This is a genomic window from Alcanivorax profundi, assembly GCF_003597125.1.
Taxonomy (GTDB): domain Bacteria; phylum Pseudomonadota; class Gammaproteobacteria; order Pseudomonadales; family Alcanivoracaceae; genus Alcanivorax; species Alcanivorax profundi.
The window spans coordinates 278503-290553 of record NZ_QYYA01000001.1; the positions used below are offsets into that span (position 1 = coordinate 278503).

Below are 12051 nucleotides of genomic sequence, written 5' to 3' on the forward strand. Positions count from 1 at the left end.
TAGGATCGCCTCAGACCAGTGAGATAGCCGTGAAGAGTGGTTCACAGTGTCTTGACGAGGTCAGTGGGATGCTTAGCTGATGTCCATTACCGCGCGTGCCAACATCGCCAACTTCATTGGTTTCCAATTACTTTGGGCTGCTGTGGTCTGGGGTGGAGCCAAAGGGGTGTGGTACCTCGGCTGGCCCTTTCTTGCGCTGATGCTGTTATTGCAATGGGCAGCTGGCCGTCCCGACAGGCAGGTGCTTACCCGGGATTTGGCCATGATACTTGTGGGCTGGCTTGTTTGCCTGATGCTTGAGCCCATGTTGCTGTTGAGTCATGTTTTGGACTACCGCCACTGGCCGCACAGTGCGGCCGCCCCGGGTGGGATATGGGCCTTGTGGGCGGGATTTGCTGTGACCCTGTATTACTCATTGGGATGGTTGCGGGGCAAGTTGTGGTTGGCGGCCTTGGTCGGCGGCGCTGGTGGTGCTTTTTCGATGATGGCCGGAATTCATATCGGTGCTGCCCAGGCGCCTCGAGGGCTGAGCACCCTGTTGATTGTGTACGGGATTGTTTGGGCGGCGCTTGTCCCTGTTATGGTGGTTTTGTCAGACCGGGTGTTGAGCGCTCAGGCAATCCGCGTACGTCAACAATCCAAAGGAGGTATTCATGGGCGTTGAAGCTGTGATGCTGGTGGTTTTGCTTGCCGTTGCGGTCTTGTTGTGGGCGCAGCAGTTAAGGTCCGGGAATGCCGGCTGGGTTGATGTTTTTTGGTCCTGGGGTACCGGGCTCACTGGCATGCTTTACTTGCTCGTCGGTGATGGCTCTCCACTGCCCCGAGCCGTGGCAGGTGTGCTATTGCTGACATGGGCTTTGCGCCTTGGCAGCCATATTTTTCAACGTGTTCGCAATGACCCTGAAGAGGATGGCCGTTACGCGGCAATGCGCCAGGCTCTCGGGAGTCGCACCCAGCCGGTATTTTTTTTGTTTTACCTTGGCCAAGGGCTACTTGCCTGGGTGTTTTCGCTCCCGTTCAGCGTTATCGGTGACCAGCAGAACGCCGAGCCGTTGCTGGTGATAACAGGGCTGTTGATAGGAATGGGAGCGATATTCGGGGAGTCTGTGGCCGATGCGCAATTGAAGCGTTTCAAGGCTCGTTCGGATAGCCGGGGGAAAACCTGCCGTGAAGGGCTGTGGCGTTATTCTCGCCACCCCAACTATTTCTTCGAATGGCTGCATTGGTGTAGTTATCCGTTGGTCGCAACGGGAGCAGCCCTTTTCGGCTTTCTCTGGCTATTGCCGATCGCCATGCTGGCGTTCCTGTGGTTTGTCACAGGGATTCCGTACACCGAAAAGCAGGCCCTCAAGTCTCGTGGCGATGACTACCGCAAATATCAACGCACCACCAGTGCCTTTTTTCCCTGGAGACCAAGATCATGATGATACAAATGGCAGAGTCCGGCTGGCTTCCGGACGGGTTGGTCCGTTATGGCATTCGCCGGTTGCTCGCTCGGCGTTTGCAACAGGAGCAGCGTCAGCAGGAGGGCAACACACGTGTCCTCAGAGCGGCGCCAGTGGCGGTGGAACAAGATGCTGCAAATGAGCAGCATTATGAAGTGGATGCCCGGTTTTATCAGCAAGTACTGGGCCCACATCTAAAATATTCCAGTGGCTTCTGGCCAGAGGATTGTACCGACCTTGCCGATGCGGAAGCAGCGATGCTCGCTCTTACCTGCGAGCGAGCACAGCTTGGGTCGGGCCAGCAGATTCTGGAACTGGGCTGCGGCTGGGGCTCTCTGACATTGTGGATGGCAGAGCATTACCCTGAAAGCAATATCACTGCGGTTTCCAACTCTGCTTCGCAACGGGCCTTTATCCTGGCGCGAGCTGAGGAAAGGGGGCTGGCAAACCTCAACGTAATCACTGCGGATGTGGCTACGTTTTCACCGGAAAGAGAGTTCGATCGTGTGGTTTCGGTCGAGATGTTCGAGCATATGCGCAACCATGCGACCTTGTTTTCTCGAATTCAGGGCTGGCTACGCCCTGGCGGCAAACTCTTTGTGCATGTTTTTTGTCACCGGGAACTCACGTATCTGTTTGAAGACCGGGGTGAGCAAGACTGGATGAGCAGGTATTTTTTCACCGGGGGAATGATGCCGGGCTGGGATTGGCTGCCTGAATGCGCAGGCGATCTGGCGCTGGAAGACCGGTGGCGTGTTAATGGCCAGCATTACGCCAAGACCCTCGAAGGATGGTTAACCCTGGCCGATCAGCGACAAGATAACCTTGTTGCCCTGCTGGACGAATGCTACGGCCCGGGGGAAGGTAAAGTATGGTTGCAGCGCTGGAGAATGTTTTTCATGGCATGCGCAGAACTCTTTAACTATCGTAGTGGCGAAGAATGGTTTGTGGCCCACTACCGGTTTTCGAGGCCGCAATAACAGTTATCCGGATTTGGCAGTGAAATCTGCATGAAGCGTTCAGGTGTACAGCATCGCCTTACCCGTGTGTATCTGGTTCAGCTGCTGCTGATCAGTTTGGCGACGGTGATGGGTGTTTGGGCCACAGCCAATATTATTGAGCATGTGCTGGTCAAGCAGGCACTGATCAAGGAGGCGGATCATTACTGGGGGTTATTGGAACAAAACCCCGAGCAGCCACGGCCCAATACCCGTCATTTGTTAGGTTTGCTGACCAGTCGCTCGGTTAACGATTCTGTCCCGGATATTCTCTCAGTCTTGCCAGACGGCTATCAGCGTGTGGACCTGGCAGGGGAAAAGCCTATCGTTTATATCGAAAGCCGAGGGGAGGCACGGCTCTACCTGGTTTTTGACGAGCAGCGGGTATCGGTGCTTGCGTTTTTGTTCGGTATCCTGCCGCTAACCGGTGTGTTACTGGTGATTTATATCACCTCTTTCCTCGGTTGGAAGAAGTCCCGGGACCTGCTGTCACCCCTGGTGCAGTTGGCAGAACGTCTTCGCCATACTCCTGTCGATACCCCGAGTGGAGCAAGACTGGATCTTGCCGATATCCAGGCAGACAATGACAGCGAGGTTGCGGTGCTGGTTTCTGCGCTGGAGGCTTATGCCGACCGTCTGGTGACCTTTGTCGAACGTGAGCGGCAATTTACACGCGATGCCAGCCACGAGCTTCGCACCCCTCTTGCCGTATTCCGCGCTAACCTTGAATTGCTTCAGAGCCAGGTGGGGGAGCGTCCGGTGATCAGCCGCATGTCGGACACCGTTGAAGACATGGAGGCTACGCTCGAAACCCTTTTGATGCTGGCGCGTACAGAGCACGTTGATCAGACCGCTGAGCCGGTCATTGTCAACGATATGGCGGTCAATTTGATGGAGCGCTTGTCTCCTCTGGCGGAACGGAAGCAGATACGGCTGCAAGTGAGACAAAAGTCCCTGACATCAGTCGATTGCCCAGAGCCAGCCTTGGCGATTGTGTTAACCAATCTGGTGCGTAATGCCATTAATTACAGTGGCTCTGGTGCGGTAGACATTATTGTTCTTGAGGGCGCAGTGCAGGTAGTGGACTCCGGTGTGGGCATGGATCAACAGGATCTTGAGCGTATGCTTAAACCGTTTGAGCGTGGAAACAGTGCCGAAGGCGGTCACGGTCTGGGTTTGGCAATTGTTCAGCGTCTTTGTGAGCGTTATGACTGGAAAATCATGGTCGCGAGTGCACCGGGCAAGGGCACACAGGTGCGTGTGGCGTTCAATTGAATTCGCCCCTCAGCTGAAGAGGGAGGTGTACTGCAGGCGTACCAGTAATTGTTTTGCATTTAATGCATCACGAATACGATCTGCAGCTCGCTGGGCGTTCGCTTGATCAGTATCAGCCAACAGAACCGCAAAACGATTGTTGCCTAAATGGGCGACACTGTCGTGCTCGCGAAGCAGTGCCGCCAGTGAATCGGCGATAATCTCGCTGTCAGCCTCTTCCGGCCCGTGCAGGTGGAGGACAGAAGACTCCATACCAAGATCTCTGGCGTTACCGATCTCCTGTTTAAGGATGTCCTCCCAGCCTTTGGGGCCCGGCAATCCGGTAATGTCGCAGCGATCTGGGTGTTCGATAAAGGTCGTCAGTCGTTGTTGCCTGGCATCGCGTACGGCTGTGTTGAGCAAGTGGCTGATCAATGCGGCTTCATGCTCAAGTGCGGGCAATGCATCGAGAAGTGACTCGGGTTGGGCGTGGGGGTCCAGCGCACACAGGGTGCCGAACAAATTACCCTGGGTATCCCGTAGTGGGAAACCAATATAGGCGCCAATGTCCAGCGTGGCGTTGATTGGAGCCGTGTGATACGCCTGATTAATGGCGGTATCGGCAACAATTCTTGCATTTCCCAGTTCTACCATCTGTACACAGTAGCTGGTTTGCCATTCCAGCCTATGTCCCTGGCACATCCCATAGGCCTTGTCCTGCACACGCAAGATGAGCAAATCGTCACCCCGAAGGCGGGTGATCATCCACATGGACATGCCGAAGCGTTGCTGGAGTTGCGCCAAATGGGCGTCCAGCAGCTTCTCAAATGAATTGTAGTGAGGTAAGAGTGTTGAGTCGTTCACAAGATTAAGGCGGAAAGTTTTTCCGCCTATTGTGAGTGTCCACAGGGCGCTGAATCAAGGGCAAGATCGATCAGTGGTGTTGCTCGGCAGCTCCGTGGATGCTGAAACCCACCCCCGGTAAGGTGTTGAGCAGAGGCTGGGAGAAAGGTTTGTCCATCGCTTTTCGCAGATTATACAAATGGCTTCTCAGCGCGTCAGAATCCGGAACCAGGTCGCCCCACAGCTCTCGCTCAAGTTGCTCCCGGCTGACAACCCGTGGGGATTCGCGCATCAGGATGCGCAGTATCCGGAACGCGGTGGGAGATAATTTCAGCAGTTTGCCATCCCGGCGGGCTTCCTGTCTTGCCGGGTCTAACTGTAGATCTTCCACCTGCAGGGTGTTCGCGGTGACTTCCTTACGCTGGCGGCGGATCTGAGCTGTGACCCTGGCTGCCAATTCAGGAAGTGCAAAAGGTTTTACAATGTAGTCGTCGCCGCCTTTGTTGAAACCTTCGAGTTTATCGTCAAGGTGGTCTCTGGCAGTCATAAAAATAACGGGGAGGTCTTGCGACAGCTCTTTACGAAGAGCCTCGCAAAACTGGAAGCCACTTTCGCCTGGGAGCATGACATCAAGCAACATGAGATCATAATGGTGTTGCTGTACCAGCTCCCGGGCAAGACGAGTGTCGCCTGCATAGTCGACCGTTGCACCCTGCTGCTCCAGGAACTCAAGTACGGTCTGCGCAAGTTGGCGATGGTCTTCCACCAGCAAGATAGACAAGTTTTCCATTATGCTCTCCTTTATCACCTTCCAATGGTGCGGCGTCAGACGTCAATGCCACGTCAATGATCCAATAGGATGAGTGTCCATCTATCTTCCACCAAGCTCAATAACTGACAGACGAATGACTTTCAGAATTTCCCTAATCTGTCAGGCTGCCAGTGCGGGCAAAACGTTGTCGATAGTGGCTGGGTGACAACCCTGTGTGACGTTTGAACAATCTGGAAAAACTGCTGACGTCTTGATAGCCCACCAACTCAGCCAGCTGGGTTAGATTATTGGTGCCGCGCTCGAGCATTTTTCTTGCGGCTTCAATGCGTACTCGCTGCAAGTATTGTAATGGGGGCTCCCCCAGGGTGTTGGTGAAGCGGCGCTGCAATTGTCTGGGGCTCAGGTGCACCTTCTCTGCCAATTCACCGAGTGAGGTGGGATCCCGGAAGTGTTCATGAATCCAGGCCTGCACGGTCTGCACTTGCTCGTCCTGATGATAGGAATGAGCGGGAAGCCCGGCATACACACTCTGCAGGTCGTTACGCACATCAATCACGAAGGCTCTGGACAGTTCCCTGGCCAGATCCGGCCCACAATAGCGTTCTACCAGCAGAATGGTCAGATCTCGCCAGGCGGTCCCCCCACCAGCACAGAAAATATTTCCCTCGCGGGTGATCAGTTCGCGCTCATTGAGTTTGACTTGCGGATAGCGTTGCCGGAATTGCTGACTGAACCCCCAATGGGTGGTGGCTGTGCAGTTATCCAGCAGGCCCGCTTCGGCCAGAAGAAAAGCACCTGTGCAATTGCTGGCCAGGTCTGCCCCCGCTGAATGAATACGCCTGAGCCATGGCAGAACGTCCCGCTGTTGCTCCAGCACCTGTTCAATTGGGGCACCAATGGTCGGAATTACCACCAGATCCACTTTGTCGATTTGATCAATAGAGGCGTCAACGGCCATGCGGATGGAGGGCGTACAGCGCACGGGATTACCATCCTTGGAGACGATTCGCACCTGGAATTGCTGGTCCAGAGGCTGTCCATGGATACGGTTCCAGGTCACCCCGGTAAGGGTAAAGAGATCCACCACTCCGGTGAGTGCAGAGGCAAAAACGCCATCGAAGGCCAAAACGGCGACTTGATACATTCTGTCGTGTTCCACCATGAATTAGTCATAGGCGACAATGCCAGAGAGCAGGGCAGGATGGCAAGCTGTGTCGAAAAAACGGGAGAGATGTTGTGAGTGATGTGATTCTGGACCGTCGCGATCTGCGCTTCCAGTTGTTCGAGGTGCTGGATACCGACACCCTTTTCGAACGGGAGCGTTTTGCCGAACATAGCCGTGACACTATCGAGGCGGCACTGGATACGGCAGAAAAACTCGCGCGGGAAAAGTTTGCCGATCACAACAGCCTTGCCGACAAGGAAGAGCCGCAGTTTGTGGATGGCAAGGTGGTCATGCGCCCGGAAGTGAAAGCGGCGTTTGATGCCTACATCGATGCGGGCTTTCTCTCTTCCCGTGCCAGCTTTGAAGAAGGCGGCATGCAATTGCCTGATATTGCGGCTGCGGCCTGCAAGGGCATGTTTACCTGCGTTAACCCCAGCTCGACGGCCTATGCGTTTCTGACCGCGGCGGCGGCCAATGTGATTCGTAACTTTGCCAGTGATGAGCTCAAGGCGCGCTACCTCGAACCCATGATGCAGGGCCGTTTCACCGGCACCATGGCGCTGACAGAACCGCACGCCGGTTCGTCGCTGGCCGATATTCGTACCCGCGCGGTACCGCAGGACGACGGCAGCTATCGTTTGAAGGGCAACAAGATTTTTATCTCCGGCGGTGAAAACGAGCTGGCAGACAATATCGTGCACCTGGTGCTGGCCAAAATTCCCGGTGGCCCGGAAGGGGTCAAGGGTATTTCTCTGTTCGTGGTGCCGAAGTATCGGCTGGATGAGCAGGGCAACCCGGGGCCGCGCAATGATGTCATTCTTGCCGGACTGATCCACAAACTGGGTTACCGTGGCACCACCAGCACCGCACTGACCTTTGGTGATAACGACGACTGTCATGGCTATCTGGTAGGCGAGGCCCATCAAGGCCTGCGTTACATGTTCCAGATGATGAATGAAGCGCGGGTTGGGGTCGGTTTTGGTGCCGCATTGCTGGGCTACCGGGGTTACCGCTATGCCCTGGATTATGCGCGTGACCGCTTACAAGGCCGGCACCCGGATGCAGCCGATTTCAGCAAGCCCATGGTGCCGATCATTGAACACGCGGATGTGCGCCGGTTGCTGTTGACGCAGAAGGCTTATGCCGAGGCGGCGCTGGCCATGAGCTTCTACGGTTATCGGCTGGTGGATGAAATTGAAAGCGGCGAAGCGCAGAGCTCCCGCGATGCGGAATTGCTGCTGGATTTGCTGACGCCCGTGCTGAAAACCTGGCCGTCTGAATATGGACTGAAAGCCAACGATATGGCGATTCAGGTGTTTGGTGGTGCCGGTTATACCCGTGAATATCCGGTCGAACAGGTATGGCGAGATAACCGTCTCAACCCTATTCATGAGGGGACCACCGGCGTTCATGGCCTCGATTTGCTTGGTCGCAAGGTATGGCAGGCCAATGGCAAAGGCATGCAGCTGCTCGCAGGTAAAATCATGGCCGATGTCGAGGCCACTTCAGATGTTCGCTGCAAGCCATTTGCGACAGCCTTGCAAGCGATGTTGCCGAAGATTCAGGCGGCGACGGAAGCCAGCGGCAAACTGATGGCCGACAAAGGGCCGCGGGTCGCCCTGTCGAACGGTAACGCCTATCTACAGCTGGTGGGACACACCGTCGCGGCCTGGATGTGGCTACGTCAGGCCAACGCTGCGGTGAAACTGGATCGCCCGGAAGATGAAGACTTTGCCAACGGAAAGCTGATGGCAGCCACTTATTTCTTCCGGTGGGAGTTACCCCGTGTGGAGTTGGACGCTCAACGACTGGTTGATGCCGATAGCACCTTCATGGACATGGACAGCCGCTGGTTCTGATTGTGATAGCAATCGACCTTGTGTGCCTATCGTCATCAGGCTCGGGAGAGCTCATCACGCGGTGAGCAAAACAGCTATGACGGTATTTTCCGCCCCCGGCCTCCGGGGGCTTTTTTTTGGTTCTTCGCGGATTTGAGGGAAAAGCCCGACTGACACCTCCCGGTTTGCCGTAGGAGCGTCGCTCGCGGCGCGATAGCCCACGTCGTTAAAGACTGATTTAACACAGGGTCCACAGAGAAAAACCGTCTTTCCTGAGTGCCTCCTGTGCCCTCTGTGGTGAAAAGGCTTTTGATCCTGGTCTGGAATCGCGCCGCGAGCGACGCTCCTACGGCAAGTTGGGAGTCAATCTTTCCTCACATCCGAGATGGCGATTTTTGTTGGTGGCGTCGTCAGTTGGAAGTAAAACGGATAACGTCCGCGCTCTGGCCAGAATCCTCCCTTTTTCCCGTTGTTGGTTGTCACTAAAGCGTCATATATTGAGGCGCGTGTTGCACAATTTCCAAACAGGGAGAAGGGAAATGAAAAAAACATTGATGGCCGCAGCCATTGCAGCAGCCTTGCCGGTGTCGGCCCTTGCGGCCCCTGCCTTTTACGGCAAATTGAACCTGAGCCTGGACAAAACCCGTGATTACCCACAGGGGTTGGTGTTTTCAGAAGAGGATCTGTCTGACGCCTGGTTTGTCTCCAGCAACAATTCCCGCCTGGGCATCAAGGGAGAAGAGCCGCTGATTAATGATCGCCTGAGCGTGATCTATCAAATGGAAGTCAGCTATGACGCCGACGGTGACAGCAGCGATACCTTTGGCACCCGTAACAGCTTTCTTGGCCTGAACAGCGCAGCCGGTAAGGTCTTCGCCGGCCGTTACGACAGCGTCGTTAAACTGGCCGAAGGCAGCATTGACCAATTCAACGACACCGTCGCGGATATGGATGTGGTGTTCCTCGGCCAGCGCCGCAACAGCAACACGGTAAACTGGCAAAGCCCGGATTTCGGCGGTGTCACCGTCCGCGCGCAGGTCGCCCCCGGTGAAGAGGAGGTGGTGGGTACCGGTGCCAATGCACGAACCCAGGATGGCCTGACGGATACCTGGGGGCTTTCCGCAACGCTTGAAGCGGAGGCGATCTATGCTGCACTGGCCTATGAGAGCAGTTATACCAGTATTGATTTTGCTCCGTTTGGCCCGCTCATCGGTGGGGATCTTGATACCCTGCGCGGCTCGTTCGGGCTCAGTCTGGGTGACAGCGCGCAGTTCGGTGCGATTGTTGAGCGCAGTGAATTTGACCCCTACGGTGGCGATGAAGGGGATCTGATGTCCTATCTGCTCAGCGGCCGTTTTGGGCTCAGCGAGCGTATTGTCCTGAAGGGGCAAATTGGCATGCTGGACAGCAGTGATCTGGATCTGGATATCAAGATGCTGACGGTGGGCGCGGACTACACGCTCGGCGATCAGACCACCACCTATGCGCTGGTTTCCGCCTCGGATACCGACTTCGACCCGGTGGGCTCCACCACTGATGTGGACGAATCCGGCATGGCCTTTTCTGTCGGGCTGATTCACAAGTTCTAGCAACACGCACTACGTTCAAAACAGAAAAACCGGCTTTCGCCGGTTTTTCTGTTTCGCGGTTAACTGTTCACTATTAGCTGTTAACTGCTCTTCAGTCCCACTTCTTCATCAGCAGGCTGGCATTGGTGCCACCGAAGCCGAAGCTGTTGCTCATCACAACACTGGGGCCGGTGTCCTTGCCGGTGGTCAGAATTGGCAAGCCTTCTGCCTTTTCGTCCAGGGTTTCAATGTTGGCGCTCAGGGCGGTGAAGTTGTTCTGCATCATCAGCAGGCAGTAAATAGCTTCGTGGACGCCGGCTGCCCCAAGGCTGTGGCCAGACAGGCTCTTGGTGGAGCCGATGGCCGGTGCATTGTCACCAAACACTTCGCGGATGGCTTTCAGCTCCGCCACGTCACCCACCGGGGTGCTGGTACCGTGGGCGTTGATGTAGTCCACCTGACCCTCAAACTGGGCCATGGCCTGGCGCATGCAGCGCGCGGCCCCTTCGCCATTGGGGGCAACCATGTCATGGCCATCACTGGTGGCACCGTAGCCCACCACTTCTGCGTAGATTTTGGCGCCGCGGGCCTGGGCGACCTCCAGGGCTTCCAGCACCAGCATCCCGCCGCCACCGGCGATGACGAAGCCGTCACGGGTCGCGTCGTAGGCACGGGAGGCTGTTTCCGGCGTGTCGTTGTACTTGCTGGACAGGGCGCCCATGGCATCGAACAGACAGCTCAGTGCCCAGTGCTCTTCTTCACCCCCACCGGCAAACACGCGATCCTGTTTGCCCAGCTGGATTTGCTCTACCGCGTTACCAATACAGTGGGCGCTGGTGGCGCAAGCAGAGGTGATGGAGTAATTGACGCCCTGAATCTTGAACGGTGTGGCCAGACAGGCGGACACGGTGGAGGCCATGACGCGCGGCACCATATAAGGGCCCACTCGTTTGACGCCACGGGAGCGAGCGATATCGGCGGCTTCCACCTGGTTCAGGGAAGAGTGGCCGCCAGAGCCGGCGATCAGGCCGGTGCGCTCGTTGCTGACTTCAGCCTCGGACAGCCCGGCATCGGCAATGGCTTGTTGCATGGCAACATAGGCGTAGCCCGCAGAATCCCCCATGAAGCGACGCGGTTTGCGGTCGATGAAATCATCCAGATTGATGTCCGGCACGCCAGCAATCTGGCTGCGCATACCCATTTCCTTATAGGTATCGTTGAAGCGAATGCCGGAACGGCCTTCCTTCAGGGATTGGGTAACGGTGTCGGCATCATTGCCCAGACAGGACACGATGCCCATGCCAGTAATTACGACGCGGCGCATGGGGAACTCCTAGAATCCGTCGGTGGAAGTGAACAGGCCGACCCGCAGGTCTTCGGCGCTGTAGATGTCGCGGCCATCCACCGACACCGTGGCGTCAGCGATGCCGAGAATCAGTTTGCGGGTGATCACCCGCTTCACATCCAGTCGATAGGTGACTTTCTTGGCGGTGGGCAGGATCTGCCCGGAAAATTTCACGTTGCCAACACCGAGTGCCCGGCCGCGGCCAGGGTTGCCTTTCCAGCCGAGGAAAAAGCCCAGCAGTTGCCAGGTAGCATCCAGACCCAAACAGCCCGGCATGACCGGGTCGCTCTCGAAGTGGCAGTCGAAAAACCAGAGATCAGGGGTGATATCCAGTTCGGCAATGATTTGGCCTTTGCCATAGCTGCCGCCTTCGTCGCTGATGTGAGCAATGCGATCGATCATCAGCATGTTCGGCAAGGGCAGCCGTGCGTTGCCGGGGCCAAACAGCTCCCCGTGGGCGCAGGCGAGCAGTTCCTCGCGAGCGTAAGAAGACTTCTGTTCTGGTGTTGTGCTCAAAATCTTACTCCATGAAGGCCAAGGCGGCGCATTCCGAGTATATGGATGATTTATGTCGTTTTTTCGTCAGCCGGGTGACACGCAGTCAGGGCGAGACTGATACTAGCAAAGCATGGTGAAAGCATACGAATAGCAAGCGTCTCAAAATATGTCGGAGTGATGTTGTTACCGAAAATGACCGATGAACGGACAAAAAAGACGGTTGTCGGACCTTCGAGGGATAATAAAAGAGGGTATCAAGCTCTCCGCGACGGACTTGCAATTGCCTTACCATGCACAGATGCTATGCGCGCGCAGCACGGCAGGG

Annotated in this window: 11 protein-coding genes; 6 read left to right on the forward strand and 5 right to left on the reverse strand. The window is 56.0% G+C overall.

Annotated features, from left to right (window positions below):
- Positions 1-79: 79 nt before the first annotated feature.
- From D4A39_RS01295 to D4A39_RS01310, 4 genes are read left to right on the forward strand one after another with little or no spacing between them, the layout of a single operon-like run.
- Complete coding sequence (locus D4A39_RS01295) at positions 80-664, forward strand: DUF2878 domain-containing protein (RefSeq protein ID WP_119917360.1); 585 nt, start codon at positions 80-82, stop codon at positions 662-664.
- The gene (locus D4A39_RS01300) at positions 654-1424 is read left to right on the forward strand and encodes a DUF1295 domain-containing protein (protein WP_022984417.1); all 771 of its coding nucleotides are present in this window, start codon (positions 654-656) and stop codon (positions 1422-1424) included. Before D4A39_RS01295 ends, D4A39_RS01300 begins: the two co-directional genes overlap by 11 nt.
- Positions 1421-2425 (forward strand): SAM-dependent methyltransferase, encoded by a 1005-nt coding sequence (locus D4A39_RS01305; RefSeq protein ID WP_199699412.1) that lies wholly within the window; start codon positions 1421-1423, stop codon positions 2423-2425. The genes D4A39_RS01300 and D4A39_RS01305 overlap by 4 nt, the downstream gene beginning before the upstream one ends.
- A 30-nt stretch (positions 2426-2455) precedes the next feature.
- On the forward strand, positions 2456-3718 hold the full coding sequence (locus D4A39_RS01310) for a sensor histidine kinase (protein WP_022984419.1): 1263 nt from the start codon (positions 2456-2458) through the stop codon (positions 3716-3718).
- A 9-nt stretch (positions 3719-3727) separates the two neighbouring features.
- On the opposite strand, the gene D4A39_RS01315 is transcribed toward D4A39_RS01310, so the two are convergent.
- From D4A39_RS01315 to D4A39_RS01325, 3 genes are all read right to left on the reverse strand, one after another.
- A complete protein-coding gene (locus D4A39_RS01315) occupies positions 3728-4561 on the reverse strand; it encodes a GAF domain-containing protein (protein WP_326929257.1) in 834 nt (277 codons plus the stop codon).
- Positions 4562-4631: 70 nt separating this feature from the next.
- Positions 4632-5330: a response regulator transcription factor gene (locus D4A39_RS01320; protein ID WP_022984421.1), complete on the reverse strand. Its 699-nt coding sequence runs from the start codon at positions 5328-5330 to the stop codon at positions 4632-4634.
- Between the two features lie 133 nt (positions 5331-5463).
- Positions 5464-6456: a GlxA family transcriptional regulator gene (locus D4A39_RS01325; protein WP_022984422.1), complete on the reverse strand. Its 993-nt coding sequence runs from the start codon at positions 6454-6456 to the stop codon at positions 5464-5466.
- 92 nt (positions 6457-6548) lie between these two features.
- Here D4A39_RS01325 and D4A39_RS01330 point away from each other — a divergent pair, with 92 nt between their 5' ends.
- Together D4A39_RS01330 and D4A39_RS01335 are read left to right on the forward strand one after the other, a co-directional pair.
- Complete coding sequence (locus D4A39_RS01330) at positions 6549-8336, forward strand: acyl-CoA dehydrogenase (protein WP_022984423.1); 1788 nt, start codon at positions 6549-6551, stop codon at positions 8334-8336.
- Between the two features lie 518 nt (positions 8337-8854).
- Positions 8855-9904 (forward strand): porin, encoded by a 1050-nt coding sequence (locus D4A39_RS01335; RefSeq protein ID WP_022984424.1) that lies wholly within the window; start codon positions 8855-8857, stop codon positions 9902-9904.
- Positions 9905-9995: 91 nt separating this feature from the next.
- Here D4A39_RS01335 and fabB read toward each other — a convergent pair whose 3' ends face one another.
- Both fabB and fabA read right to left on the reverse strand, forming a co-directional pair.
- Entirely contained in the window at positions 9996-11207 is a 1212-nt protein-coding gene (fabB, locus tag D4A39_RS01340; protein WP_022984425.1) for a beta-ketoacyl-ACP synthase I, read from the reverse strand.
- A gap of 9 nt (positions 11208-11216) precedes the next feature.
- Positions 11217-11744 carry a 3-hydroxyacyl-[acyl-carrier-protein] dehydratase FabA gene (gene fabA / locus D4A39_RS01345; protein ID WP_022984426.1) on the reverse strand — a complete coding sequence of 176 codons (528 nt, stop codon included), beginning with the start codon at positions 11742-11744 and terminating at the stop codon, positions 11217-11219.
- Positions 11745-12051: the final 307 nt, after the last annotated feature.

Excerpts from the sequence above, each read along its gene's own strand:
- D4A39_RS01295 (WP_119917360.1), top strand. The coding sequence starts at position 80 with ATGTCCATTACCGCGCGTGCCAACATCGCCAACTTCATTGGTTTCCAA.
- fabB (WP_022984425.1), bottom strand. The coding sequence starts at position 11,207 with ATGCGCCGCGTCGTAATTACTGGCATGGGCATCGTGTCCTGTCTGGGC.
- D4A39_RS01305 (WP_199699412.1), top strand. The coding sequence starts at position 1,421 with ATGATGATACAAATGGCAGAGTCCGGCTGGCTTCCGGACGGGTTGGTC.
- D4A39_RS01310 (WP_022984419.1), top strand. The coding sequence starts at position 2,456 with ATGAAGCGTTCAGGTGTACAGCATCGCCTTACCCGTGTGTATCTGGTT.
- D4A39_RS01300 (WP_022984417.1), top strand. The coding sequence starts at position 654 with ATGGGCGTTGAAGCTGTGATGCTGGTGGTTTTGCTTGCCGTTGCGGTC.
- D4A39_RS01320 (WP_022984421.1), bottom strand. The coding sequence starts at position 5,330 with ATGGAAAACTTGTCTATCTTGCTGGTGGAAGACCATCGCCAACTTGCG.
- D4A39_RS01325 (WP_022984422.1), bottom strand. The coding sequence starts at position 6,456 with ATGTATCAAGTCGCCGTTTTGGCCTTCGATGGCGTTTTTGCCTCTGCA.
- D4A39_RS01335 (WP_022984424.1), top strand. The coding sequence starts at position 8,855 with ATGAAAAAAACATTGATGGCCGCAGCCATTGCAGCAGCCTTGCCGGTG.